This window comes from Flavobacterium sp. N3904, from assembly GCF_025947305.1.
Classification (GTDB): domain Bacteria; phylum Bacteroidota; class Bacteroidia; order Flavobacteriales; family Flavobacteriaceae; genus Flavobacterium.
The window spans coordinates 4,250,088-4,275,819 of sequence record NZ_CP110009.1; the positions used below are offsets into that span (position 1 = coordinate 4,250,088).

Sequence of the window (25,732 nt, forward strand, 5' to 3'; positions counted from 1 at the left end):
TTGAATAGTTTTCAATAATTGTTACAGTTTAATCTATTTTTACTCTGTCACTTTTAAGTAACGGTTTTTTGGGTTTATCCATATTCTCTTCACTTGTCAATTTTCCATTTATAAAAAATTGCCACTTCCCAACTTTTTGTCCATTTTTGAAAAGCCCTTTTGCAATGACCAAATCATTCGGATCTTTATAAATAGCCTGACCATCATACTCCCCATTTTTAAAAAATGTGCTTTCTAAAACAATTCCTTTTTCAGAATATTTTTTGTAAGCTCCTTCTTTTATACCATTTTTATAAATAGTTTCATCAACGATTTTCCCACTGGGATAATAAACAGTTCGAGTTCCTTCGAGTTTTCCGTTTTTATAATTTTCTAATGTCATAATCGCTTTTGAAGCTTTGTGATAGTATTTCCATTGTCCTTCACGCAACTTATTGACTTCTTTGCCTTCGCTGACTACATTCTTCTTTTGATCATAAAAAATAGTATAACACGAATTATCTTTTGAGCTGAACGTTCTCGTTGCGATTATTGATTTTGCTTGTGTATCATCAAAAAAGTTAAAAACTCCAACTTCTTTTCCATGTTCAAAAGTACCTTCATACCGCGGTCTGCCAGATTCTTCATAGACTCCAGACCAAACACCATGCTTTCTACCTTTATCATCAACAGGGTTAGTGTCTGATTGACAAAAAACAGTTTGACAACATAAAAAAAAGATTAAAACCCTAAAAATATAAAACATACAATTCCAATTAAATTATCATAAGCCAATAGTATAACCTTAAAAAGTAGTTATTATTATAAGGCAACATTATTTTATAAAAGTACATAAAACTTAATTATTCAAAATGATAAAAACTATATAATTGATTGTATCATATTCTAAAATACTTAAAAAAAACTTCATAAATTTAAAAAATTAAACATTATATTTTGTTTAACTTATTAAAATATATTTTAATCAAAAAAAATAATTTTACCTAAAAAAAATGCAAATAAATATTGTACGATTAATCGAAAAACATAGAATAAATTCAATATTAAAGCATTAAACAAATTTAAAAAAAATTATAAATTTTATTTATTTGTTTAAATTTTTTAATTATATATTAAACAAAATAAAAATTTATCATTAGCTTTGTTAAGGATCAAACCATTAATATTCAACACTTAACAATTTATAATTATGAAAAATCTATTAAAAATCAAAAAAGTATTGACTTTATCGCTATTAATAATAATTGGCACTTCATGCAATAATGATGACGACACACCAGTAACTCCAGTAGTGGACAATACAATTACTGGTATTGCTTCAAGTAATCCTGATTTCAGTATTCTAGTCGAAGCATTGACAAAAGCAGATTTGGCAACAACGCTAAAAGGAGCAGGTCCTTATACAGTATTTGCACCAACAAATGCCGCTTTTACAGCATTTTTAAAAACAACACCTTATGCCACAATTAAGGATGTACCAACAACCGCTCTAACTCAAATTTTATTGAATCATGTTGTAAGCGGAAGTGTAAAATCAACCGATTTAACAACTGGATACATTAAAACACTGGCAAAAGGAACTGCATCATCTACAAACACTTTAAGTATGTTTGTCAATACTGCGTCTGGGGTAAAATTAAACGGAATTTCGACCGTTACTAAAGCCGATATTATGGCTTCAAACGGTGTAATACATATTGTAGACGCAGTGATAGGACTGCCAACGATTGTAGATCATGCCGCAGCAAATCCTAACTTCACCACTTTGGTAGCCGCCTTAACATACAATCCTGCTTCTGGATTTGCTGGAATATTATCTGGAACAGCAAGCTCTCCTTTTACAGTTTTCGCTCCAACAAATGATGCATTTGGAGCTTTCTTAACAGAAACAGGCTATTCTGGATTGTCAGCAATTCCAGCCAATGTTTTAGAAAAAACATTAAAATACCATGTTGTTGCCGGCGCCAATGTACAATCAAGTCAATTGACAAATGATCAAGTTGTAACCACTTTTTCCGGGCAAAATGTTACCGTAAAATTTACACCTACTCGATTACTGGATGTAAGCGGAAGAAATTGCAATATCATTGCAGTAGACGTTCAATGCTCTAATGGAATCATACACGTACTAGATAAAGTACTACTCCCTACTTTTTAATGAATATAATTAATTGGTTGTTAATGTAATTTGTTAAAAACGAAAAAGCTCCTGTTTTACCAGGAGCTTTTCAATTTATATTTAATTTTATTTCTTTTTGTCTTTTGCTTTTTGAGCTTCGGCTTGTTCCATCGCTTGTTGCAATTTTTGTTGAAATTTACCTGGTTTTTTAGGTTCTTTCAACTTATTCTCTTGTATTTGAGCATGAATCTTATCTGGGTCTACAATGTGATTTTTGATCACAAACATAATACCAATAGTGATTAAATTCGACATAAAGTTATACAAACTCAATCCTGCACCATAGCTATTGAAGAAAATCAACATCATAAGTGGCGAAATATAAATCATGTATTTCATCATCTTAGCCATATCCGGCATTCCTTCTTGTTGCGGAGCTGCCATTTGCTGGTCACCAGATGTCATTTTCATATAAAAGAAAATTGCAATTGCTGCCATCAAAGGAAATAACCCAATATGATCTCCGTATAATGGAATGTGGAACGGTAATTTGTAAATAGAGTCAAATGAAGACAAATCATCTGCCCAAAGGAAACTTTTCTGCCTCAACTCAAAAGCGGATGGGAAAAATTGAAATGATGCATACATAAATGGAATCTGAATCAAAGCCGGAATGCAACCCGCCATTGGATTTACACCCGCTTTATTGTACAATTTCATCGTTTCCTGCTGTTTTTTCATTGGGTCTTTTTTGAATTTCTCACCCAATTCTGTAATCTCTGGTCGCAATACTTTCATTTTGGCCTGAGACAAGAATGACTTATAAGTAACTGGAGACATTGCAATTTTTATGATTATTGTAAAAACAATAATGGCAATACCATAAGAAATATAACTACTTAAAAATCCAAACAAAGGAATAAATATAAACATATTAATCCAACCAAATATACCCCATCCTAATGGAATAATTTTCTCAATATGCTTGTCATACGATTTCAATAATTTGTAATCTGCCGGTCCAAAATACCAATTCATTTTATAATCTACTTCTCCATTTGAAAATGCCAATGGCACATTTGCATTAAATTGCTTAACAAAAGTTGTATCTTTTTTTTCATCCAAAACCAAATTATTCGATTTCAAACTTGATTTCTCAAAAGGAGTATTAGTCAATAATATTGAAGTAAAAAAGTGCTGCTTAAAAGCTACGAATGCTACTTTTTCGGGGGTATCTTCTTTAACTTCTTTTCCGTTCCCAGAAACACTGCTGAATTTTTCATTCTCATACTCATAATTCAAAAGTGTAAAACGATTTTCGTATGAAATACTTTTCTCTGTTCTGAACGTTTTTAAATTCCATTGCAGATCCAGTGGTTTAGCTGTATTCAAAATTTTGTTCAAACCTTGAGAACGAATATCAAAACCAACCATATAATCGTTTGGTTTCAAAATGTATTTGTATTCTAAATATTCATTGGCTCCAGCTTTCAATTTCATCGAAAGAACTTGATCAGCACCCACTTTAGTTAATGTAGGTTCAAAATACAAATCTTTTGTATTCAAAACTCTATTATCACTTGTTTGCAATTGAATATTCAAATCGGAATTGTTGTTCTTGATCAAAGAAACCAATTGCCCTGAATTTTTCTTGAATTTTTCAAAATTCTTTAAAGTAGCTTCTACAATGTAACCTCCTTTGTTGGCAATTTTCAATACTACAAAATCATTTTCGATTGTTGTAACATCATTTTTTGCTGAGGGTAAAGTTGCAGAATAAGCAAAACCTCCTAATGTTTTTTGCAACGCGGCCAATTGAGTAGAATCACCTGCTACTATTGCCGTTGGGGCAACAACTGTATTTACAACTGCTGCTTTCGCTTGCGCTTCTTTGGCAACCAATTCTTTTTTAGCCTTTTCTGCAGCAAGAGTTGCCTCCGAAGGTTTGTTTTGGTACATCATCCAAAGAAAAATACCAATAATTAACACAATACCTATAACCGAGTTAAGGTCTAATTTTTTTTCTTCCATTTTATTTATTGTTATTTCGTCTTTTTAATTTAGACAAACTAGAAACCGATGGTGTTAGTTATCAAAACATATTTAATGTTACATTTTAACAGCAATCAATTCTAGAAAATTCAAATTATAAATTTTATTTCTTTTTAGCTTTAACGGCAGCAGCAACAAAACTCACAAAAATTGGATGCGGGTTTGCTACTGTACTCTTATATTCCGGGTGGTATTGAACACCGATAAAGAAAGGATGATCTGTTAATTCAACAATCTCTACAAGACCTGTGTCAGGATTTACACCAGAAGAAATCAATCCCGCTTTTTGCAATTGATCAACATATTTACTGTTGTATTCGTAACGGTGACGGTGACGTTCTGAAATAGATGTTTTTCCGTAAATTTTATAAGCTAATGAATCTGGAGTGATATCACATTTCCAAGCTCCAAGACGCATGGTTCCTCCTTTATCTGTCACAGTTTTTTGATCTTCCATCAAATTAACAACTGGATTCGTAGTTTTATCATTCATTTCGGTTGAATTTGCATCAGCCAATCCTAATATATTTCTTGAATATTCGATAATCGCCATTTGCATTCCCAAACAAATTCCGAAAAACGGAACTTTATTTTCACGTGCATAACGAATCGCTTCAATTTTTCCTTCTATTCCTCTTTCTCCAAAACCTGGAGCCACTAGAATAGCATCCAAACCGGATAATTTTTCTTTAATATTCTCTGTGTCGATGAACTCAGAATGTATCGAAATCACATTTACTTTGGTTTCATTCGCAGCACCTGCATGAATAAAAGCTTCCAAAATCGATTTGTAACAATCCTGCATTTCTACATATTTCCCAATCAAACCGATGTTTACGGTATGTTTTGGAAATTTTAATCTGCGTAAAAACGTGTTCCAGTTTTTCAAATCGGGAGCTGCCTTTTTGGGTAAATCCAATTTTTTCAAAGCCACTACATCCAATCCTTCTTCCAACATTAAATTAGGCACTTCATAAATAGTGGAAGCATCGATAGATTGAATAACCGCTTCTCTTTTTACATTACAAAACAGGGCCAATTTATTACGAATTTCATCTGAAATTTCATGTTCTGTTCTACAAACTAGGATATCTGCTTTTATTCCGCTTTCCATCAAAGTTTTTACGGAGTGTTGTGTTGGTTTGGTTTTTAATTCGCCAGCAGCAGCCAAATAAGGCACCAAAGTTAAATGAATAACAATTGCATTGTGCTCGCCTAAATCCCAAACCAATTGTCGAACTGACTCAATATACGGTAACGATTCTATATCCCCAACAGTACCACCGATTTCGGTAATAACAATATCATAATCGCCTGATTTACCAAGCAATTGCATTCTTTCCTTAATTTCATTTGTGATATGAGGAACAACCTGAACTGTTTTTCCTAGGAATTCTCCTCTACGTTCTTTTTCTATTACCGAAAGATATATTCTGCCTGTAGTTACATTGTTGGCTTGAGAAGTTGGCACATTCAAGAAACGTTCGTAATGCCCTAAATCCAAATCTGTTTCTGCACCATCGTCGGTTACATAACATTCCCCGTGCTCATAAGGGTTTAAAGTTCCTGGATCGACATTGATATAAGGATCAAATTTTTGAATAGTCGTTCTGTATCCTCTTGCTTGTAACAATTTTGCCAAAGATGCCGCTATAATTCCTTTTCCTAGAGAAGAAGTCACACCGCCAGTAACAAAAATATATTTCGTTTGATTCATTCTGTTGTTGTTTGTATTGTAGTTGTGTAAAAAACGTGGCAAAAGTACAAATTTAATTGGATAATATAGAATATTAGACTTCTTAGATTTATAGATTTTTAGACTTCTTACTTTTTAATTAACTCTTTTAACAACTCTTTGTAAAAAATGAAAATTTTATAGAATTTTAAACAAAAAAAATGTAACTAATACTCTAAAAATCCAATAATCTAAAAATCTATTTTATTGGTTTTGGATACTTCTTTTTTATGTTTCGAATTAATTCTTCGAGTCCGTTAAGTTTTAACTCATAAATTAATTTCAATTGTTCGCCTAGTTCTCCTTTTGGAAAACCTTTATTACTGTACCAAACAATATAATATTCGGGAATATCAATAAGAAACCAGCCTTCATATTTACCAAAGGGCATTTTGGTATGGGCCAGTTTTATAAGTTGCTTTTGGTTTTGATCCAAAGTATGAGTTTTGGGTTATGATTTATTAAAAAACCAATTACTGCTTTCTATTTCCAATTAAAAGTAATTCGCTTTTCAATTTCTGTATTCAAACTCAAGAAAACAGGGCAAGTCATCGCCGCTCTTTCCAGAATGGTTTTGTCTTTTTGTTCGAAAACTCCAGTCATTTCAAAAACAATTTCGATAGCACCAATGCGTCTTGGTTCGGCATTCATGATCTTGGTAACTGCGGCTGTCGAACCTTTAAAATCAACATTCAAATCTCTCGCTTTTATCCCCATAATCGTCATCATACAGGTAGCCAAAGCATTTGCAACTGAATCCGTCGGAGAAAAAGCTTCTCCTTTTCCATTATTATCAACTGGAGCATCTGATATGATCTCAGTTCCCGATTGTATGTGTACCGAAGACGTTCTTAAATCTCCTAAATAAGTTACTTTTGAAGTCATTGTATTGAATTATGAGTTGTAAATTATGAGTTATGAGTTTTGGGTTATCAGTAATTTGTTTTCTGATTACTAAACATCAAACTGAATACTGATACTAAAAACTGCTACTCTACTTTGCCTCTTTAATCGTAAGATCGGTATCATAATACAGAATATAAGTTCCTTTATTGGCGTACCCACCATCCTCTTTTTTATAATATTCGAATTTATTTTCTATTTGTTCGGTGATCATGGTTTCGGCAGTTTCCTGATAAGTCTTATCTTGCGACAAGCGCATCATGGTATCAAAAGTGATATCAAAACCGCGAATAGCAAAAGTACTTGGATTGACTTTATTCTTTTTTCTATAATTCTGAACAAAAATTTGAGCTTCAGGCGAATCGTTTACCCTTGTTGTCGAAGGATACATTAAATGTAATTTAGTAAGATCCTCAAAACTTATTTCGTCAGTATCCAAGGTTTCATTAGGTTCCAAAATAACCAATTGTACTTGATAGGTGTTCATTACACTTAGCATTGCATTCATGGTATACTTTATCATTCCGGTATTGCTCGTTTCCAAAATAACATAATTCATTTTGTCTTTTACCATCATTTTCTTGAAACCATCTACATTAAGGCCTCCCGTTTCTGTCAATGGAGGAATCTTGATTTCTTTCTGATTTTCTGAAATATATTTTCTGATGGTTTCTTTTTTCTTGTCAATTACTGCAATTACGTTCCCCTGTTTTGCATTCAAAAAATCAAACATTGCCGTTTTCTGAACTGTAGTTGAAACAATGGATTGATACAAATTATCAAAAGGATTTCCTCCATCTTTAGACAAAGGCGAAATAACGGGAACATTATTTTGCGCAAATAAGTTTGCTGTCTTTTCTACATTACTTTGATAAAATGGCCCGACAACAGCATCTGCATTTTCGAGATTATTATCCTTAAAAATTGATGCCACATTTGAAGTGTTTTTTGTTTCATTCGAATCAAAAATCTTTACATCCAACGAAATTCCAACTTGCTTGGCAGAGTCTATAGCCATTAAAGCTCCTGAATAAAAATCCAAAGTCATATTTAGAAATTTATCATTCTTAATTCTATTTGTAGTAGAATTGATAGTATCGTTTGAATTTTTGGCGATATTAAATGGCAACAACAACACCAAAGTTTTTTTGTCATCACTACTTTTTTGAGTTAAAACAACTTTTTGTTTTACGCTATTCGAAGCAATCTGATTGGATTTGGAAGGCACTTTCAGCATCATACCTTCTTCAACACCGCCAGATAATGCAGGATTAAGCTCTATTAATTGCTGTTGGGTAAGTCCAAACATTTTCGACAGGCTATAAAAAGTCTCTTTCGCTTTAACCTGATATTCAACATAGACAATTTCTTTTGAAGCTTTTATTGTAATTGGTTTAACAACATCTGCTTTTTTCTCAATATTACTTTCCTTCGCAATAGGTTTCGGGCCATTTCCTTTTATTAATAATTGATAACCAATTGGCAAATTGGCAACAATCTCGGGGTTTCTTTTTTCCAATTCTTCAATAGTCATATCGTACTGTTTTGCAATGGAATATTTTGTTTCCTTAGCAAGAACGGTATGATATATCACTACATTTTTGGCAACAACTGTGGTTTTTGAGCTACTTTTAGAAGGAATATTTAAAATTTGACCAATTTGTAAACCTTCTTTCTCCAAAAAAGGATTTGCTTTTTTTAAAGCTTCATCAGTTACATCGTACTTATTTTCGATCCCAAATAAAGTTTCCTTGGCGAGAACCACATGGGTTCTAGCCTGCGCTTTTGGTTTATTATTAGAAACTGCTACATTTTTTGAATTGCTTTTTGGAATTAACAACACCGTATTTGGCTTTAACCCATTTTGTGCATCGGGATTGAGTTTGTAGATATCCAAAGGAGTAATCTTGAATTTTTGTGCAATCTGATTTATCGTTTCTCCTTTACTTACAACATACTTATCCAACTTGTCCTGAGCTTGACTTGAAACGGCAACAAATAATACTGAAAAGAATAATACTGAAAAATATTTCATATTTGGGGTATGCTTTTGTGTTTTTAAAATTCAGTAAAAATACTGTGTTTAAACCAAAAAACTCTTTCTACTTTGTTAATTTATTTTACATTGATTTCACTCACTACATTTACCACGAACATTTTTTCATAAAGTGGTTTTCCTTGATTTTGAATATATTCATAAATGGCTTGATCCTTATTTAAGAACATTTTGGAGTACACATAGTATGACAATATATTCATATTATAAAAGAAATTGGCATCCAATAACCCATTATCAGTCAATTTTCTGAAGAAAACATCTCTTTCTTTTGCGTCTTGAAATTCACCCAAAACAATGTAATAGCCCTCATTGACGTCTTTTAAATTATCTAAGGTTATTATTTTGACCGCTTTTACTTTTTCGGGTTGTTTGGCCAATTGCTTTTTAATTTGTTCTAAAGTTGGTGATGACACAGCTACTCCCGCTTTTGATTTCGTTTTGGCTTCATAAGCCTTATTTTGATAACTTTTGTTTTTTACTTTCGCTAAATTATCATCCATGGACCTTGCTTGCTTGCTGTAAAACGAAGCCTTTCCAATATGAAGATTTAATTCGGCTTTGCTTTCAATATTTAATGAATCTAATTTTGTAATTAACCTCATATTTTTTAAATCCCGCAAACGTTGCTCACTCTCCATGTTTTTCAAGTCAACTGGTGTAAGTACTACCGTTTTGTTTTCATTTGGTTTTATTTTGCTGTTTTCTCTTATGCTTTTCTTATATTCTTGATTTTCTTCTACAGCAATTCGTTCTGCTTTATCCATCAATCCAGAATATACTTTTCTGTTATCTGCCAATTGTTTTTTCAGTTGATGTGATAACTCGTTGGTTTTACTGATATTTTCGTTGGATATTTTTTGCAAACGTATGGATTCGTCCAAATCAACCAATTCCGTTTTTTTTAATTGATTCAAATCTTTATTCATAGTATTAACCAACGAATCAAGTTTTGACAACAGAACTTCCTGTATTTTTTTATTGGCTTCTAATACTAACTTAAGCTTTTCGGCAGAACCTTCCTGAGTATTGTCAATCTCTTTTAGACTCACTAATAATCCGTTGACATTGACAATATTTTTATTAATTTCATCTTGCAACGCCAATTTTTCTTTTAGACTTTTAATTTCTTCTGTGCTGGCTTTGGATTTTTCTACAACGACTTGTTTCTCTGCCAAAGCAAGCATTAGTTCCTCATTTTCATTGGTTGGTTTTACTTCCCTAACATTGATTGCCAATTTATTTCCTTCGGTCAATCCATTTACAATTTCTGGATTTTGAGATTCTAATTGCTCTACTGTAATTCCAAATTGTTTGGCAATAGAATATTTAGTTTCCTTAGGTTTAACGATATAAAAAATAGTTTCGGCATTGATTACTCTCACGCGACCGTCTAATGTTTTCTTTTTATTTGGAATAGTTATTACTTGCCCTTCCTGCAAACCTATTTTCATAAGTTCAGCATTTGCTTTATCTAGATCTTCTACGGATACATTGTAAAGTCTAGCAATACTAAATAGTGATTCTTTGGGTTGTACTAAGTGGGTGCTTTTTGTGGTAGCAATTTCTGTTTTTGGCTCTTGTGGAATAACTAATTCCTGACCAACTTGCAATCCGTTGGCAAGAACTGCAGCATTAGCATTTTGAATAACTTCAACTTTTACATTGTATTTTGTAGCCAAGCCAAAAAGGGTTTCTTTTGGGGCAACAATATGTGTAATCGTATTTTTAGTTTGTGGAAGTAATTCTGGAATGACAAGAATTTGGTTTTCGGCAATTCCGTTTTGGGCTTCTGGATTTAATTTATAAATTTCAGAAGGAGTGGTTTTGTATGCTTGAGCGATTTGGGTTATGGTTTCGCCTTTTAAAACCGTATGTTTTGTTGCAGATTGTTGTCCAAAAGTGACATTCGAAACAAAAATAATAAACAATAAAACTCTTAAAAATTCTTTCATAAATATAATTTTAAAAATTAAGTCGTTACAAATGTAACGACTTAATGTTAAAAAACTAATATTATTCCCACTCAATTGTTGCTGGTGGTTTTGAACTTATATCGTAAACTACACGATTAACACCTTTTACTTTATTGATAATATCATTAGATACTTTCATCAAGAAATCATAAGGCAAATGCACCCAGTCTGCAGTCATACCGTCAGTAGATTCAACGGCTCTCAATGCTACAACCTTCTCATACGTACGCTCATCACCCATAACTCCAACACTGTTTACTGGCAATAAAATGGCACCCGCTTGCCAAACTTTATCGTACAATCCCCAAGATTTCAATCCGTCAATAAAGACTTTATCAACGTCTTGCAAAATTTGAACTTTCTCTAAAGTAATGTCTCCTAAAATTCTAATCGACAATCCAGGTCCAGGAAAAGGATGTCTACCCAATAATTCTGGATCTATTCCCAATGTTGCTCCTACTCTACGTACTTCATCTTTAAAAAGCATACGCAAAGGTTCAACAATTTTAAGCTTCATATAATCTGGCAAACCACCCACATTATGATGCGATTTTATGGTTGCAGATGGTCCTTTTACCGAAACCGATTCAATTACATCTGGATAAATTGTTCCTTGAGCCAACCATTTTACATCTTCAATTCGATGTGATTCAACATCAAAAACTTCGATAAAAGCATTTCCAATAGCTTTTCTTTTTAATTCTGGATCTACAACTCCAGCCAAGGCATCATAAAAACGTTGAGAAGCATCAACTCCTTTCACATTCAATCCCATTCCTTCGTATTGATCTAAAACACTTTGAAATTCATTTTTTCTCAGCAATCCGTTATTTACAAAAATACAATACAAGTTTTTGCCAATCGCTTTATGTAATAAAACTGCAGCTACTGTTGAATCTACACCTCCCGAAAGTCCCAAAACAACTTTGTCGTTTCCGATTTTCTCTTTCATTTCAGCTACAATTTCTTCAACGAAAGCACCTGGCGTAAAATTTTGAGGAACGTGGGCTATTTTTACCAAGAAATTTTCCAGCATTTTTGATCCGTCTGTAGAGTGAAAAACTTCAGGATGGTATTGAATCGCATACGTAGTTTCGCCTTCAATTTTGTAAGCGGCAAATTCTACATCATGAGTACTGGCCAATTTTACTCCATTAGTTGGTAATACTTTAATACTATCACTATGGCTCATCCAAACTTGACTGTTTTCAGAAACCCCCTCAAAGAAAATTTCGTCTTCTTTTATATAAGATAAATTGGCTCTACCATATTCTCTAGTATTTGAAGCCGCTACTTCACCACCACTAAAATGTGATAAATATTGCGCTCCGTAACATACGGCTAACATTGGCAGTTTACCTCTAATTTGTGATAAATCTGGATGCGGTGCATCTTCTCCTCTAACAGAAAAAGGGCTTCCACCAAGAATTACGGCTTTATAACTTGATAAATCACTCGGAAAATGATTGTAAGGAAAAATTTCGCAGAATATATTTAATTCGCGAACTCTACGCGCAATAAGCTGTGTATATTGCGATCCGAAATCTAAAATAAGTACGTTGTGTTGCATGCGCAAAAATACTTTATATATTCGGAATTGAAAAATTGTATTTTGAAAAATTTTTATTTTATTTTTATCGAATAACTTTCTGCTATTTTGGCTAAAAGGATTAAATAAATTCAATAATATCAAGAAAAAAGCAGCGATTATATAGTTTATTCCTATTTTACAAAAATCAAAAAAACGCATTAATTAAATTCAAATTGAGACACTATGGCAAAAAAAATCTACTATTTTGGTATAATAGGAATCATATTCTTTGAGATTGCAAATGTTTATTTTATAATGCCAATGCCAGGAAGCCAAGAAATGAACAGTATTGATTTGGCTTATTTTTTATATACTTGGAGATGGATTTTTCGATTGGTTTTCATTCTAATGATCTTTTTTGGATTCAAAGCTTCTTTTCAAAAATCTAAAATTTTATCTCTTTTAGCGTCAGTTTTAGCAATAGGAATTGGTTACGCTACAAATGCAGTTATGGCCGCAGATTCCATGTTCTTGCAAACCAAAAATCTAAAAATGAGTGATGCTTCCCATAGCAAAATAGACACCAGTCGAATCGTTATTGGTGTCACTTACAAAGGGCAGTCCAGAGCTTATCCTATACAGTTTTTAGGATATCATCATCAAGTATTTGATACTATTGCTCAAAAACCCATACTTGTTACCTATTGTACTGTTTGCAGATCGGGACGCATTTTTGAGCCGATGGTAAATGGCAAAAAAGAAAGTTTTAGATTAGTAGGAATGGATCATTTTAACGCGATGTTTGAAGATAAAACCACCAAAAGTTGGTGGAGACAAGCCACTGGAGAAGCTATTGCCGGAAAATTAAAAGGACAAACTTTGCCGGAATTAGAGAGCAATCAAATGTCGTTGAAACAATGGCTTACTTTAAATCCCAAAAGTTTGATTATGCAGCAAGATAAAGATTTTAAAACCGAATATGATAGTTTGAGCAATTATGAATCCGGACGAAGAAAAGGAAACTTAACCCGAAGAGATACCCTTTCGTGGAAAGAAAAATCATGGATAGTTGGTATTACTATTGACAAGCAAAGCAAAGCTTATGATTGGAATGATTTAGTCAAAAAAAGGATTATTTATGATGTAATTCAAAACAAACCTATTGTTTTGATTTTAGCCAATGACAACAAAAGCTTTGTAGCACTAGAAAGAAATAGTGCGTCCCAAAAATTTACTTTGACAAACAACGCTTTATACGACGGAAAAAATAGCTATACATTTCTAGGCAAATCAACAAATCCTCTAATCAAGAAACTTCAACCTATAAAAGCCTATCAGGAATATTGGCATAGCTGGAAAACATTTCATCCCTTAACACAGAAATAATTTTTATGGCACCGTTTCCGTCACAAAATCGTTAAATGATACGTTTTTACCTGTTGAATAGACTACATTCGCAGAAATTCAAAATCTACAATCAGAAAAAAATGAAAATAAAATCAGTTTTACTTATAACAATTGTATCCTTATTTATAGCTTCTTGTAATGAAGTAGATAAATTATTAACCTTTACAATTTCCAATCAAACCTCTTTTACAATCAATAGCGGATTGCCTATTACCACTCCTTTTGAAGTAGCAACTCCAGATGTAACTAGCAATTCTACTACAGAATTTAAAAATAACAATACTAGAACTGATTTGGTTAAAGATGTAAAATTGCAGGAATTAAAACTAAGCATAACAAATCCAGCTGATAAAACATTTAGTTTTCTAAAATCGGTTCACATGTATATTTCTACAACTGCCGATGATGAAATAGAATTGGCTTTTCAGGATAACATCAACGTTAGTTCCAATAGTATTGATTTGACTTGTACTTCTCAAAAATTGGATAAATACATTAAAGCTTCTAGTTATAAAATACGAACTACGGTTACTACAAAAGAAACTTTAACTCAAGAGACAACTGTTAAAGCGGAAATGAAATTTAAAGTTACTGCAGATCCTTTCTAAAAAAATATAGTGGAAGAGTAGTTTTAGGACTACTCTTTTACAATGATAATAGTTGCTTTAAATCCAGTACCCAAATTCCATTCACTAGCCGAAACAAGAGTTTCTTTGTCATCATAGACCCTAAATTCTGCTGTATTTGGACCAGAATCACCTTGATTTAATGCTTCAAAATCAATTTTATTAAATCCTTTTTCCAGAACGATTTCAAACCCTTTGAAACTAACTTCCAAATAGACTTGCTCTTGAATAACTTTTCCATTTAAGTACACACGTATTAAATCCCCATCAACAAATTGAGCATCTCTATACATCACTTTTGCAGAAATCGATTTGGTTTTATAAGTACCTAAACTTTGATTACGCCGATAGGCAATTCCTTCCTGACGATCTGTTTTTTTATTTAATTTATCCCTTATCTCATCACCCGGGTTGATAAACTCGTTACTGGGTAGCATAGAGATTTCGCTCTTAACCTTTGGTCTATATTCGGTAACAGAGTTGGGTGGAGATTGTATATTCGGGTTTTTATAAACATTGGGAGGAATAATCACTGACGTGTCTATCGGTTTTGGAGGCAAGACTTTCTTTTCCTTTGGTTTTATATTCACTGGCGGAATCCCTTTGAACTTGGTGTTAAATTCTACTTGAGCATACGTACAAGTTGCGAACCCCATCATGAAAATAAATAAAATTTGTTTCATAGTATTAAAAAAGTAGGTTTCAATCTTAAAACATTTTGACCAAAAATAAAAAAAGACATATTATAAAATCACAAAACTAACATAATTTATTCTTTGCTACTTGTTAAGAAATTCTAAATTTAATTTCTAACATTAATTAATTCAAGTTGCCTGCTAATTGAATTAATTATTTAACAAAGCAGTTTATCCCAGTAAATATTAGGAGAATGGTTAGAAGTCAAAAGAGAATGAAACATTTTATTCACCAGTTTTATTATTAGGTGCATCAACAGGTTTTGATTGTGGGGAACCTATTTGGCGTAAATAAATAGAAAGAACGACAATGGCAAACACCGACAAAAACTCGCTTTGCCAGTTTTCAAAGGATTCAAACCAAAACCTTGAATTTGTAATATAGCTTCCAGCCGTTTCAATAGGTTCATTTTTTAACAGAAGTGATTCATTCTCATTTTCTAAACTACCGTAAAAATGCATAGCAAAACTAAAAATTAACAATACAAATAGCGCTATGGAAAGGGAGTGTTTGTATATGATCAATATAAAACCTCCTTTTTTAACAGCCCATGGAGCATCTTTAACCGATACTGGTCCTTGATCGACCTCTTCTTTTTTATCAAAATCTTTAGACTCTGACGAACCTTTTTGTTGCAAAAAAATAGTAAAAACCACAAAAAGAAACATTTGCAAAAATTCACTTTCCCAATTCTCAAATGTCGATTCCATAAAGTGTCCGGAACTCAAATAATCAATATAACCAATGCTTGCAGCTCCATTTTCAATTAGAAATTTATTGTATTCCTTAAGTCCAAAAACTATTTGCAATAGCAGTGAAATTATAAACAAACCAAGAAAGGAAAGTGATAGCCCATTATTTTTTAAAAACTTTTTCATAGCGATTGATTTATTTTTTTCATTTCCAAGGCATTTAAAATACCAGCTGAACTTGCAGTATTATTAAAATAAACGAATGCAGTCTGTCCCTTTTTGCTTTGAACAATTGTATTATTTATATTGCTTAATTCTTCGGTAGAATAATCAGAATAGAACATTTTGGGGCGTCCATGAAGTCGTATGTAAATGACTGGAAACTCAGTAAAAATCGTTTTGGGCAATTTCGGATGACTCACACTGCAAAACGTAATATTGTTTTTATACAGTTCATCCCATACTTCCGATATCCACCAACTCTGATGACGAAATTCGATGACATTATAAAACTTCAAATCCAGTTGACTGATAATGAAAAGCAGTTTTTCATAAGAATAATGGAAACTGGGTGGAAATTGGAACAAAACACATCCTAATTTATCTTTCAAACCGTTGCTACAAATTGCATAAAAATCTTTGATTAGACTTTCGCAGTCAACAAACATCTTGGTATGCGTGATTTCTTTTGGTGCTTTTACAGAAAACAAAAAATCGTCAGGTGCTTTTTGGCGCCAATTTTCCATAGTTTTCAATGTTGGGGACTTATAGAAAGTTCCATTCATTTCGTAGGTTTTAAAATGAGTGCAATAATATTCAAACCATTTAGAAGCAGGAATACCCTCTGGATAAAAGATCTTTTTCCAATATGAATTATAGAAACTGGAACAACCAATGTATAGATTCTTTTTCATACAATCAATATTTAAATTTTGGAAATTATACCCATTTCATAAGTATATTTTTTTGATAATTAGTATTTGGACATTCCTAAAAAAACCGCCTATAAAGGCGGTTTTACTCCCATAGAAATGATTTTATGGACTTATGGAAACCATTAAGAAAAGCGAACCATAAGAGTTAAAATCAAAAAGAATCTCTTTGTTTTCTTTCACTATAATCTATGTCTTTTTCTTGAAAATCTCCTTCTTCCTCAAAATCTTCTTTATTAAAATCATCGCCCTCTTCATCTTCTTCATCTTCTTCATCTTCCTCATCTTCTTCCTCAAGTGAGTTAACAGCATTAGAATTTAATGAATTTCGATTTTGGTCAGGGTAAAGATGAGAATCTGTATTGTCTAAATCGCCATTTTCCTCATCCGAATTGTCATCTGAATTATCTTTTGAATTTCGATTTTGGTCAGGATAAAGATGAGACTCCGTATTGTTTAAATCACCATTTTCCTCCTCTGGATTGTAATTTGGATTTTGGTAATCTCGTATAAACGACGGATTCTCTACATTATGGCTGTCTTGCTCATAACTTGTGCTTTTTTGATTTTCCATGATCATTCTGTTTTTTTGCTGCTTTTAGAAGCTGGTTTAGAACTTTTCTCAGCCGTTTTTGAAGTGTTTTTTTCACTTTCTGGCTTTTTGACAACTTTTTTTGTGGAGTCTTTTGAAGTTGCTGAAGATGTTTTGTCATCTTTCTTTTTTGTGTCTTTTGAATTAAGTGTGCTCATAACTTTACATTTAAGTTTGTTAATAATGTTTGTTGATTATGTCAAAAGTAGATCAAAGAGCAAGCTCTACTCTTATAAAATTCAAGCGCATTATTACTTAATTTACAGACAATTAGGTTTAAATTCTAATAAAATAGCACGACAGAGAAATGAAAAAATCAATATTTATGAATTACCATATCAGGAAATGGTAGTCTGCCACATCATGCTTTTTTCTTTGATAAAAAAGAAAACATTTAGGAAGGAGGTGACATTACAGTAAAATGTCGTTTTAATTCAACTTTAAAGTAACTATTGGTATGCCCAAATTCCAACCATATAAAGAACTAGACATACATACGACAGACATTCCGTAAGATTTCTTTTGTCCCAAGCTGGCTAATTCAGCAGTCAAACCTTTGAATATTATAACATTGCAAATAAATTGTATAAGTCCTTATGATTCGTTTCTATCTAATTTTGGAAAATAACTAAAAAAAGATATTATGAATAATTCAGACAAACAAAAAGATGTAATTAGTATGCCAAAAAGCAATACTTCAAAAAAAGATGAAAAGAAAGTAGCTAGCAAAAAATCTGCCGCCGATGGTTTAAGAGAACTATTTGTGGATTCATTAAAGGACATTTACTGGGCTGAAAAAGCGTTAACAAAAGCCCTGCCAAAAATGGCAAAAAACGCAACTGCACAAAACTTGATAGATGCCATTAACAACCACCTTGCGGTTACAGAAAAACAAGTAACACGTTTAGAACAAGTTTTCGAAATAGTGGGTGAAAAGGTGGCAGCCAAAAAATGTGATGCTATGGAAGGACTTATCAAAGAAGGTGAAGGTATTGTAGAAGAAACAGAAAGTGGACCGGTGCGAGATGCCGGTATCATTGCTGCTTCCCAAAAAATCGAACATTATGAAATTGCAACTTATGGCACACTTGCGGCTTTTGCAAAGACACTTGGTGAAGATGAAGCCGCTGAATTACTTCTTCAAACATTAGCTGAAGAAAAAGAAGCTGACGTCACTTTAACTGAAGCTGCATACAACACCATTAATTTTGATGCCGCTGAAGCAGAATAAAACAAAAATTAAGAATCTGCAGTGTTTATTTACTGCAGATTTCTTTATTACACCTATATCAATCACTGATACTTTCTTATAAATCCAATCGAATTCATCTGAAGAGTAAAAATATAAAGACATGAAAAAACCTAACACAGAAACAGAAGAAAATGCAAAACAGGAGGATTTGACTCTTAACAAATCCACAGCTGAAGATCAATTTCTCACCACTAATCAGGGCGTCAAAATTAATGATAACAATAATTCATTAAAAGCCGGAGAACGAGGTCCATCATTATTGGAAGATTTTATTCTTAGGGAAAAAATTACGCATTTCGACCATGAACGCATTCCAGAAAGAATAGTTCATGCCAGAGGATCTGCCGCCCATGGTTACTTTGAACTTTATAAATCTTTGGATAAATACACCAAGGCGGGATTTTTAAATGACAGCAGTATAAAAACCCCTGTATTTGTTCGCTTCTCTACCGTTGCTGGTTCGCGTGGATCAACAGATCTTGCTCGCGATGTACGCGGATTTTCGGTTAAATTTTATACTCGAGAAGGAAACTATGATCTGGTAGGAAATAATATGCCCGTGTTTTTCATCCAAGATGCAATGAAATTTCCAGATTTAGTCCATGCCGTCAAACCTGAACCACATAACGAAATGCCACAGGCAGCATCCGCTCACGATACTTTTTGGGATTTCATTTCTCTTATGCCGGAGTCGATGCACATGATTATGTGGGTTATGAGTGATAGGGCAATTCCAAGAAGTTTAAGAATGATGGAAGGTTTTGGAGTCCACACTTTCCGATTTATCAATAAACAGAATGAATCTCATTTTGTAAAATTTCATTGGAAACCCAAATTAGGAATTCATTCTGTTCTATGGGATGAGGCTCAAAAAATTTCAGGTAAAAACTCCGACTTTCACAGGCAAGATTTATGGGAAGCCATTGAATCAGGAAATTTTCCAGAATGGGAATTGGGGGTCCAAATAATCCCTGAAAGCGATGAACACAAATATGATTTTGATTTACTCGATCCAACAAAACTAGTTCCCGAAGAATTAGTTCCTGTAACGATTATAGGTAAAATAGTTTTAAATAAAAATCCTGATAACTTTTTTGCAGAAACAGAGCAAGTTGCTTTTCATCCCGGACATATCGTGCCTGGGATAGATATTACAAATGATCCGTTATTACAAGGAAGATTATTTTCATATACCGATACACAATTGTCGAGATTAGGGAGCCCAAATTTCCATGAAATTCCAATTAATCGCACCGTTGCTCCAATGCACAATAATCAACGTGATGGCCATATGCGACAAGAAATTGCTACCGGTCGAGTAAGTTATCACCCAAACTCGTTAGGAAATGGATGCCCATTTCAAGCCAAAATTGATGAAGGAGGTTTCAGCAGTTTTAATGAACGCATAGATGCCCAAAAAGTACGTGATCGAAGTGCCAGCTTTTCGGATCATTTTGGTCAGGCAACACTTTTTTATCAAAGTCAGACAGTCATAGAACAAGAGCATATAATCAATGCGCTCCGTTTTGAATTAGGAAAAGTCGAAATACTGGCAATCAGAGAAAGAATGCTTGGACTATTGTCGAAAATTGATAAAATATTGGCGAATAGAGTAGCCAAAGGACTTGGAATGAATGTCCCTCAGGTACTTGAAAAACCAATTAATCACGGAGTGGGTGCTGATGCAGATAGTAAAAAATATGAACCGACCGCCTTAGAAACAGCGATTCACACATCCGATGCATTAAGCATACTGAAAAACAAAAGAGGAACAGACACCATAGCAACAAGACAAATTGCCTTTTTGTGTGCAGATGGCGTTAATGCGGCATCTGTAAAAAACATGAAACACGCATTGAAAAATGCCGGAGCTGTTGTGAAGATCATAGCTCCGCATTTGGGCACTATAGTCTCAGAAGAAGGTAATGAAATTTTGGTTGACCAAAGTTATCTTATCGCGGCTTCAGTTCTTTTTGATGGTGTGTTTATTCCCAGCGGAAAAGGAATTCTGGACCTTAAAACTATCAAAGAAGTCAAAGATTTTTTGAACGACTCATACACCCATTGTAAATTTATTGCAGCTGAGGGCGAAGGAACCGAAGTCCTTCCTTTTACCGACAAGAATGAGAATAAACCAAACACTGATGCAGGAATATTTACAAGTCAAAAAACAGGAGATGGTAATTTGGCTGATTCTTTCATCAAAGGACTAAAAAAACATCGCTTTTGGGACAGAGAGTCACAGCTGTAGAAATGACTGAAAAGATGTAATTGTTGATTATAACTTCTTTATTCAAAAAAATGAAAAACAATAACAAAGTATTGAATATTTTTGAAAAATTTTCAATGAAGGCCTCAAAGGCAGTGGGCAGTAGTATGGCTTTTAGTTTTGCATTTCTGATTGTGTTGGTATGGGCCATTTGCGGTCCTGTTTTTGACTATTCGGAGACTTGGCAACTTGTGATTAATACCAGCACCACCATAATCACTTTTCTGATGGTTTTTTTAATCCAAAAAGCACAAAACAAAGATTCGCTAGCTATTCAATTAAAATTAAATGAACTGGTTGCGTCGAACGAAAATTCAAGCAACCGTTTAGTGGATATTGAAAGTATGACAGAAGAAGAGATGATAGTTGTCCAAAAGTATTATCATAAATTGAGTGAGCTTTCTAAAGTGGAAAACATAAAATCATCTCATTCGATTGAAGAAGCACAAGAGCACCATAACATCAAAAATCAGCATCGAAATAAAAATTCCAAGAAAAAAATTGCTCCCACAAAAAAAATAAATCTAAGCCAACAAAAGAATAAAAAATAACTTTATGACCTTTAGGTGTCTAGCAATTTCAGTCTAATTTAAATAAACTTTATTATGAAAAAAATAAATTCCCCCGTAATAGTCACACTACTTTTTACCTCATTTTTATGTAGTTCTTGTGAACTGGTAAAAGGAATTTTTGAGGCAGGAATGAGCTTTGGTATCTTTATTGTGATTGCAGTAATTGTTCTTATTGTAGCTATCATCTTCAAATTAGGAAATCGCAATTAAGCACAATTTTACTAAATATCTAGAATCTTCTTTTAAGCCTTCCCTGATTAATAGTTTATCCATATCGTTACTTAACCTATCTCTTACTTTATCTCCCGAATTAATAAACTCGTTACTGGGAGACATAGAGATTTCATTCTTAACCTTTGGTCTGTAATGGGTAAGAGGGTTGAGAGGAGACTGTGTATTTGAATTTTTACAAACATTGTGAGGAATAATCCCTGATGTATCTATTTTAGTCGGAGACACCTTCTTTTCCTTCGGTTTTATATTCACTGGGGAAATACCTTTGAAGTTTGCATTCGACTCAAATTGAGCATATGTACAAGTCATAAAACGTATCAGGAAAATAAATAAAATTTGCTTCCTAGTATTAAAAAAGTAGGTTTTCAATCTTAAAACATTTTTCAAAAAAAATAAAAAAAGACACATTATAAAATCACAAAACTAACATGATTTATTTTTTGATAGTTGTTAACTTATTCTAAAATTTTAAAGTTCAGAAAATCAGAAAATAAAATATCTTGACTATTTTGTTATAAAAGATGAAATTCGGCACAAACAGGTCATCTGTCTGGAATGAGGCATCTATTTTAAATCTAATTTGTATAAATTGCGAACTTTAATAAAACCATATAATTGGAACCAACAAATCAAAAATAACTAAATAATGAAAAGAGAAAACATACTAACAGGATCACCTTGGGAAGACAAAATGGGCTATTGTCGCGCAGTCCGTATTGGAAACATAATTGAAGTATCGGGAACTGTAGCTCTAATCGATGGAGAAAAAGTTAAAGCCGATGACGCCTATGCTCAAACCTTGAATATTCTAGAAAGAGTAGAAAAAGTTCTTGAAGACCTTAATGTTGGAATGAAAGACGTGATTCGTACTCGAATTTTTACTACTGATGTTTCTACTTTTGAAGCCGTTGCAAAAGCACATGCTACTTTTTTTAAAGACATCAAACCTACTACAGGATTCTACGGCATCAACCAATTGGTGGCTCCTGAATACTTGGTAGAAATCGAATTTACTGCAATTGCATCAGAATAATTCAAAAAAATAGTGTGGATTGTAATACTTTAGCATAAAATTTGGATTTAAAAAAGTATAGCAGTTAATGAATTTTCAAAAAACAAAACAAATAATGCTTGTCACGCTCAAATGGTTTTTCATTTGTTGTTTGATAGGCATTTTTTCTGGATCTGCATCTGCCTTTTTCTTAGTTGCATTAGAACATGTTACCCAATATAGAAACCATAACAATTGGATTATTTGGTTCTTGCCTATTGGTGGTTTGGCAATAGGTTATCTGTATTATTTGTATGGTTCTAAAGTAGTAAAGGGAAACAATCTACTGCTGGAAGAATACGAAAATCCTCAAAAAAAGATTCCTTTTATCATGGCTCCTTTAGTCCTTTTAGGGACATTAATTACGCATCTTTTTGGAGGTTCTGCCGGCAGAGAAGGAACTGCAGTGCAAATGGGTGGAGCCATCGCCGATTTATGTACTTCGATTTTTAAATTGGATAATTCTGAAAGAAGGACATTAATTATTTTAGGAATTAGTGCTGGTTTTGCTTCAGTTTTCGGAACTCCACTCGCGGGAGCACTATTTGCTTTAGAAGTTATTTTCTTTAGCAGCATAAATTTTAGAAGTATTTCGTTATCATTTCTAGTTGCCTATATAGCTTATTTTACGGTTGAATTCTGGCAAGTAAAACACACACTTTACAGTATTCCTCAAGTGCCGGAAATGAGTTTTACTACACTCTTTTGGATTGTAGTAACAAGTATTTTATTTGGATTGGCAGCACTTCTATTTTCCAGAAGTACACACTTTTGGGGGAAATTATTTTCAAGAAACATAAAATACCCACCGCTTCGTCCATTTGTAGGCGGAGTTATTCTGGCTTTGGCAATATACTTTATTGGCACGACAAAATATATCGGTTTGGGAATTCCAGAGATTGTAAATGCCTTTTCTGTTCACAACGCACCGTATGATTTTCTGTTGAAAATTTTATTTACCGGTTTTACACTAGGAGCAGGATTTAAAGGTGGCGAAGTGACCCCCCTATTTTTTGTGGGTGCAACTCTCGGAAGTGCCTTGTCTGTTGTGGTTCCGCTGCCGATTGCTTTATTGGCCGGAATGGGATTTGTGGCTGTTTTTTCGGGGGCAACCCACACTCCTATCGCTTGCACCGTTATGGGCATAGAACTTTTTGGGATGCAAAGTGGCGTTTACATTGGAATCGCCTGTATTATTGCTTATTTTTTTTCGGGCTCAGTTGGGATTTACAAATCGCAAATTGTAAAAGGTCCAAAATCAATTTTGTATCAAAGTTTTAGAAGAAAAGGGCTCAAATATTTCTAAAACTATAAAATTTGTTAATTTCTTAAATGATTTCAACTTTTAGTTAAAAAACAGTAATTTCGCAACCTATGAATACACAAGACATACAAGCGATACAGTTGCTATTATCAACTCCAAAAAAAATTGCCATAATTCCGCATAGAGGTCCAGATGGAGATGCCATGGGCTCTACTTTAGCATTATATCATTTTTTACTAAAAAATAATCATCATCCGGTGGTAATTTCTCCAAATGATTTTCCCGAATTTCTAGCTTGGATGCCAGGCTCTGAAACCGTTAAAATTTATGAAAAGGACAAGGAAAATTGCACCAAAATCCTTGAGGAATCAGAACTTATTTTCACTTTAGATTTTAATGCTCTTCATCGAGTAGGCGAAATGGAACAGGTTTTAGAAAAACTGACCGCTCCTTTTATTATGATTGATCATCATCAAAAACCCGATGATTATGCCACATATACCTATTCCGATGTTGCATTTGGTTCTACCTGCGAAATGGTCTATAACTTCATTTGTCTTTTAGACAAAAAACAAGACATTGACAAAACTATTGCTACTTGCATTTATACAGGAATCCTGACTGATTCAGGTTCTTTTCGTTTTCCAAAAACGACTGGAACGACCCATAGAATCATTGCCGAATTGATTGACCTTGGAGTAGAAAACACTGTGATTCCCACTTTGCTTTTTGATAATAGTTCCTACAGTCGTTTGCAATTACTAGGAAGAGCTTTGCAAAACATGAAAGTGATGATGGATCACAAAACATCATATACCTCATTAACACAAGAAGAATTAAACTCTTTTGATTATATAAAAGGAGATACAGAAGGTATTGTCAATTATGGTTTAAGTATAAAAGGAGTTGTTTTTTCAGCTATTTTTATAGAAAATAAAGAAGAAGGAATAATCAAGATTTCTTTCCGTTCACAAGGTGATTTTGATGTCAATCAGTTTGCCAGAGACCACTTTCAAGGAGGTGGACACAGTAATGCTGCAGGAGGCAAATCAGAAGTTTCGATGGAAGAAACCCTGCAAAAATTTGAAAGTTTAGTACAAACATTAAAAATATAGCCCATGAATCATTTCAAAATAGTACTATGTGTATTTTTTGCAACCGTTTTATTTTCGAGTTGCAAACAGCATCAGGAAGCACGAAGACCCGTTTCACAATCTTCGGGTAGCTTTATGAAACAATCAATAGCGAGAAATAAAAAATTAAATGCTACCGAAAAAGACCAAATTGACTCGATTATAAAAAGCAATCCTTCTATTAAATACATTGCTTCCAAAAAAGGGTATTGGTACTCCTACGAGTCACGAAATCTAACCGACAGCCTTACTCCCAAAAAAGGTGATATCGCATTATTTGATTATGAAATTAAAGATTTAAAAGGAAACATTATATATTCTGAAGTTGAATTACAAACACAAGTATATAAAGTCGATAAGCAAGATATCATGATGGGATTGAGAGATGGTATAAAATTAATGCGCAAAAATGAAAAAGTAAATTTCCTTTTTACATCATTTATGGGATATGGATTTCATGGAGACAATAACAAAATAGGCACAAACGAACCTTTATTTTGCACCGTTACTCTTCACGATTTTATGCCAGAAGCCACTTATAACGCACAAATTCAATCCAATACAGTTGGAAAAGTAAACACTCCTATAAAAGCCAAATCAATAATCAAAGACACTTTAACAAACTAAAAGAAAAAGCAGA

At 33.2% G+C, this 25,732-nt stretch carries 24 protein-coding genes; 11 read left to right on the plus strand and 13 right to left on the minus strand.

All coding sequences use genetic code 11. The features are described 5' to 3' along the window. Positions 1-28: 28 nt before the first annotated feature. Positions 29-745, minus strand: a complete 717-nt coding sequence (locus OLM57_RS18145; RefSeq protein WP_264565098.1) for a toxin-antitoxin system YwqK family antitoxin — start codon at positions 743-745, stop codon at positions 29-31. A 444-nt stretch (positions 746-1,189) separates the two neighbouring features. On the opposite strand from OLM57_RS18145, the gene OLM57_RS18150 reads away from it, so the two are divergent. Continuing rightward, on the plus strand, positions 1,190-2,158 hold the full coding sequence (locus OLM57_RS18150; protein WP_264565099.1) for a fasciclin domain-containing protein: 969 nt from the start codon (positions 1,190-1,192) through the stop codon (positions 2,156-2,158). A gap of 87 nt (positions 2,159-2,245) precedes the next feature. Here the strand turns inward: OLM57_RS18150 and yidC are convergent, their stop codons facing one another. The 7 genes from yidC to guaA form a co-directional block, all read right to left on the minus strand. Beyond that, positions 2,246-4,150 (minus strand): membrane protein insertase YidC, encoded by a 1,905-nt coding sequence (yidC, locus tag OLM57_RS18155; protein WP_264565100.1) that lies wholly within the window; start codon positions 4,148-4,150, stop codon positions 2,246-2,248. A 124-nt stretch (positions 4,151-4,274) separates the two neighbouring features. Next, positions 4,275-5,888, minus strand: a complete 1,614-nt coding sequence (locus OLM57_RS18160) for a CTP synthase (RefSeq protein ID WP_264565101.1) — start codon at positions 5,886-5,888, stop codon at positions 4,275-4,277. Positions 5,889-6,105: 217 nt separating this feature from the next. Next, positions 6,106-6,342, minus strand: coding sequence for a DUF3820 family protein (locus OLM57_RS18165; RefSeq protein WP_264565102.1), 237 nt, complete (start codon positions 6,340-6,342; stop codon positions 6,106-6,108). A 47-nt stretch (positions 6,343-6,389) separates the two neighbouring features. After that, positions 6,390-6,791: an OsmC family protein gene (locus tag OLM57_RS18170; RefSeq protein ID WP_264565103.1), complete on the minus strand. Its 402-nt coding sequence runs from the start codon at positions 6,789-6,791 to the stop codon at positions 6,390-6,392. Between the two features lie 109 nt (positions 6,792-6,900). Then, positions 6,901-8,844 carry a LysM peptidoglycan-binding domain-containing protein gene (locus tag OLM57_RS18175; RefSeq protein WP_264565104.1) on the minus strand — a complete coding sequence of 648 codons (1,944 nt, stop codon included), beginning with the start codon at positions 8,842-8,844 and terminating at the stop codon, positions 6,901-6,903. A gap of 80 nt (positions 8,845-8,924) precedes the next feature. Next, positions 8,925-10,820 carry a LysM peptidoglycan-binding domain-containing protein gene (locus tag OLM57_RS18180; protein ID WP_264565105.1) on the minus strand — a complete coding sequence of 632 codons (1,896 nt, stop codon included), beginning with the start codon at positions 10,818-10,820 and terminating at the stop codon, positions 8,925-8,927. 61 nt (positions 10,821-10,881) lie between these two features. Then, a complete protein-coding gene (gene guaA, locus OLM57_RS18185) occupies positions 10,882-12,411 on the minus strand; it encodes a glutamine-hydrolyzing GMP synthase (RefSeq protein WP_264565106.1) in 1,530 nt (509 codons plus the stop codon). A gap of 204 nt (positions 12,412-12,615) precedes the next feature. Here guaA and OLM57_RS18190 point away from each other — a divergent pair, with 204 nt between their 5' ends. Continuing rightward, positions 12,616-13,758, plus strand: a complete 1,143-nt coding sequence (locus tag OLM57_RS18190; RefSeq protein ID WP_264565107.1) for a DUF3179 domain-containing protein — start codon at positions 12,616-12,618, stop codon at positions 13,756-13,758. A 101-nt stretch (positions 13,759-13,859) separates the two neighbouring features. Next, positions 13,860-14,387: a hypothetical protein gene (locus tag OLM57_RS18195; RefSeq protein ID WP_264565108.1), complete on the plus strand. Its 528-nt coding sequence runs from the start codon at positions 13,860-13,862 to the stop codon at positions 14,385-14,387. 29 nt (positions 14,388-14,416) lie between these two features. Here OLM57_RS18195 and OLM57_RS18200 read toward each other — a convergent pair whose 3' ends face one another. The 5 genes from OLM57_RS18200 to OLM57_RS18220 all read right to left on the minus strand — a co-directional run bounded on the left by OLM57_RS18200 (position 14,417) and on the right by OLM57_RS18220 (position 17,475). Beyond that, positions 14,417-15,088 (minus strand): hypothetical protein, encoded by a 672-nt coding sequence (locus OLM57_RS18200; protein WP_264565109.1) that lies wholly within the window; start codon positions 15,086-15,088, stop codon positions 14,417-14,419. Positions 15,089-15,325: 237 nt separating this feature from the next. After that, positions 15,326-15,979: a DUF6766 family protein gene (locus OLM57_RS18205; RefSeq protein ID WP_264565110.1), complete on the minus strand. Its 654-nt coding sequence runs from the start codon at positions 15,977-15,979 to the stop codon at positions 15,326-15,328. Beyond that, the gene (locus OLM57_RS18210) at positions 15,976-16,707 is read right to left on the minus strand and encodes a DUF72 domain-containing protein (protein ID WP_264565111.1); all 732 of its coding nucleotides are present in this window, start codon (positions 16,705-16,707) and stop codon (positions 15,976-15,978) included. The genes OLM57_RS18205 and OLM57_RS18210 overlap by 4 nt, the downstream gene beginning before the upstream one ends. A 172-nt stretch (positions 16,708-16,879) precedes the next feature. Further along, positions 16,880-17,305: a hypothetical protein gene (locus OLM57_RS18215; protein ID WP_264565112.1), complete on the minus strand. Its 426-nt coding sequence runs from the start codon at positions 17,303-17,305 to the stop codon at positions 16,880-16,882. Further along, a complete protein-coding gene (locus OLM57_RS18220; RefSeq protein ID WP_264565113.1) occupies positions 17,302-17,475 on the minus strand; it encodes a hypothetical protein in 174 nt (57 codons plus the stop codon). Before OLM57_RS18220 ends, OLM57_RS18215 begins: the two co-directional genes overlap by 4 nt. 521 nt (positions 17,476-17,996) lie before the next feature. Here OLM57_RS18220 and OLM57_RS18225 point away from each other — a divergent pair. The 8 genes from OLM57_RS18225 to gldI all read left to right on the plus strand — a co-directional run bounded on the left by OLM57_RS18225 (position 17,997) and on the right by gldI (position 25,719). Beyond that, a complete protein-coding gene (locus tag OLM57_RS18225; RefSeq protein ID WP_264566929.1) occupies positions 17,997-18,548 on the plus strand; it encodes a ferritin-like domain-containing protein in 552 nt (183 codons plus the stop codon). A gap of 121 nt (positions 18,549-18,669) precedes the next feature. Beyond that, a complete protein-coding gene (locus tag OLM57_RS18230; protein WP_264565114.1) occupies positions 18,670-20,820 on the plus strand; it encodes a catalase in 2,151 nt (716 codons plus the stop codon). 50 nt (positions 20,821-20,870) lie between these two features. Next, on the plus strand, positions 20,871-21,389 hold the full coding sequence (locus OLM57_RS18235; RefSeq protein WP_264565115.1) for a low affinity iron permease family protein: 519 nt from the start codon (positions 20,871-20,873) through the stop codon (positions 21,387-21,389). A gap of 54 nt (positions 21,390-21,443) precedes the next feature. Further along, positions 21,444-21,620 carry a hypothetical protein gene (locus tag OLM57_RS18240; protein ID WP_264565116.1) on the plus strand — a complete coding sequence of 59 codons (177 nt, stop codon included), beginning with the start codon at positions 21,444-21,446 and terminating at the stop codon, positions 21,618-21,620. 670 nt (positions 21,621-22,290) lie between these two features. Continuing rightward, positions 22,291-22,677, plus strand: a complete 387-nt coding sequence (locus OLM57_RS18245; RefSeq protein ID WP_264565117.1) for a RidA family protein — start codon at positions 22,291-22,293, stop codon at positions 22,675-22,677. Positions 22,678-22,744: 67 nt separating this feature from the next. Then, positions 22,745-24,001, plus strand: a complete 1,257-nt coding sequence (locus OLM57_RS18250) for a voltage-gated chloride channel family protein (RefSeq protein WP_264565118.1) — start codon at positions 22,745-22,747, stop codon at positions 23,999-24,001. 68 nt (positions 24,002-24,069) lie between these two features. After that, on the plus strand, positions 24,070-25,074 hold the full coding sequence (locus OLM57_RS18255; protein WP_264565119.1) for a DHH family phosphoesterase: 1,005 nt from the start codon (positions 24,070-24,072) through the stop codon (positions 25,072-25,074). Between the two features lie 3 nt (positions 25,075-25,077). Next, positions 25,078-25,719 carry a gliding motility-associated peptidyl-prolyl isomerase GldI gene (gene gldI, locus OLM57_RS18260; RefSeq protein ID WP_264565120.1) on the plus strand — a complete coding sequence of 214 codons (642 nt, stop codon included), beginning with the start codon at positions 25,078-25,080 and terminating at the stop codon, positions 25,717-25,719. The last annotated feature ends 13 nt before the right edge of the window (positions 25,720-25,732 follow it).

What these genes read in the sequence shown, in the direction of transcription:
- OLM57_RS18145 (WP_264565098.1), bottom strand. Translation starts at nt 745, where the DNA reads ATGTTTTATATTTTTAGGGTTTTAATCTTTTTTTTATGTTGTCAAACT.
- OLM57_RS18150 (WP_264565099.1), top strand. Translation starts at nt 1,190, where the DNA reads ATGAAAAATCTATTAAAAATCAAAAAAGTATTGACTTTATCGCTATTA.
- yidC (WP_264565100.1), bottom strand. Translation starts at nt 4,150, where the DNA reads ATGGAAGAAAAAAAATTAGACCTTAACTCGGTTATAGGTATTGTGTTA.
- OLM57_RS18160 (WP_264565101.1), bottom strand. Translation starts at nt 5,888, where the DNA reads ATGAATCAAACGAAATATATTTTTGTTACTGGCGGTGTGACTTCTTCT.
- OLM57_RS18170 (WP_264565103.1), bottom strand. Translation starts at nt 6,791, where the DNA reads ATGACTTCAAAAGTAACTTATTTAGGAGATTTAAGAACGTCTTCGGTA.
- OLM57_RS18175 (WP_264565104.1), bottom strand. Translation starts at nt 8,844, where the DNA reads ATGAAATATTTTTCAGTATTATTCTTTTCAGTATTATTTGTTGCCGTT.
- OLM57_RS18180 (WP_264565105.1), bottom strand. Translation starts at nt 10,820, where the DNA reads ATGAAAGAATTTTTAAGAGTTTTATTGTTTATTATTTTTGTTTCGAAT.
- guaA (WP_264565106.1), bottom strand. Translation starts at nt 12,411, where the DNA reads ATGCAACACAACGTACTTATTTTAGATTTCGGATCGCAATATACACAG.
- OLM57_RS18190 (WP_264565107.1), top strand. Translation starts at nt 12,616, where the DNA reads ATGGCAAAAAAAATCTACTATTTTGGTATAATAGGAATCATATTCTTT.
- OLM57_RS18195 (WP_264565108.1), top strand. Translation starts at nt 13,860, where the DNA reads ATGAAAATAAAATCAGTTTTACTTATAACAATTGTATCCTTATTTATA.
- OLM57_RS18200 (WP_264565109.1), bottom strand. Translation starts at nt 15,088, where the DNA reads ATGAAACAAATTTTATTTATTTTCATGATGGGGTTCGCAACTTGTACG.
- OLM57_RS18205 (WP_264565110.1), bottom strand. Translation starts at nt 15,979, where the DNA reads ATGAAAAAGTTTTTAAAAAATAATGGGCTATCACTTTCCTTTCTTGGT.
- OLM57_RS18210 (WP_264565111.1), bottom strand. Translation starts at nt 16,707, where the DNA reads ATGAAAAAGAATCTATACATTGGTTGTTCCAGTTTCTATAATTCATAT.
- OLM57_RS18215 (WP_264565112.1), bottom strand. Translation starts at nt 17,305, where the DNA reads ATGATCATGGAAAATCAAAAAAGCACAAGTTATGAGCAAGACAGCCAT.
- OLM57_RS18220 (WP_264565113.1), bottom strand. Translation starts at nt 17,475, where the DNA reads ATGAGCACACTTAATTCAAAAGACACAAAAAAGAAAGATGACAAAACA.
- OLM57_RS18225 (WP_264566929.1), top strand. Translation starts at nt 17,997, where the DNA reads ATGCCAAAAAGCAATACTTCAAAAAAAGATGAAAAGAAAGTAGCTAGC.
- OLM57_RS18230 (WP_264565114.1), top strand. Translation starts at nt 18,670, where the DNA reads ATGAAAAAACCTAACACAGAAACAGAAGAAAATGCAAAACAGGAGGAT.
- OLM57_RS18235 (WP_264565115.1), top strand. Translation starts at nt 20,871, where the DNA reads ATGAAAAACAATAACAAAGTATTGAATATTTTTGAAAAATTTTCAATG.
- OLM57_RS18240 (WP_264565116.1), top strand. Translation starts at nt 21,444, where the DNA reads ATGAAAAAAATAAATTCCCCCGTAATAGTCACACTACTTTTTACCTCA.
- OLM57_RS18245 (WP_264565117.1), top strand. Translation starts at nt 22,291, where the DNA reads ATGAAAAGAGAAAACATACTAACAGGATCACCTTGGGAAGACAAAATG.
- OLM57_RS18250 (WP_264565118.1), top strand. Translation starts at nt 22,745, where the DNA reads ATGAATTTTCAAAAAACAAAACAAATAATGCTTGTCACGCTCAAATGG.
- OLM57_RS18255 (WP_264565119.1), top strand. Translation starts at nt 24,070, where the DNA reads ATGAATACACAAGACATACAAGCGATACAGTTGCTATTATCAACTCCA.
- gldI (WP_264565120.1), top strand. Translation starts at nt 25,078, where the DNA reads ATGAATCATTTCAAAATAGTACTATGTGTATTTTTTGCAACCGTTTTA.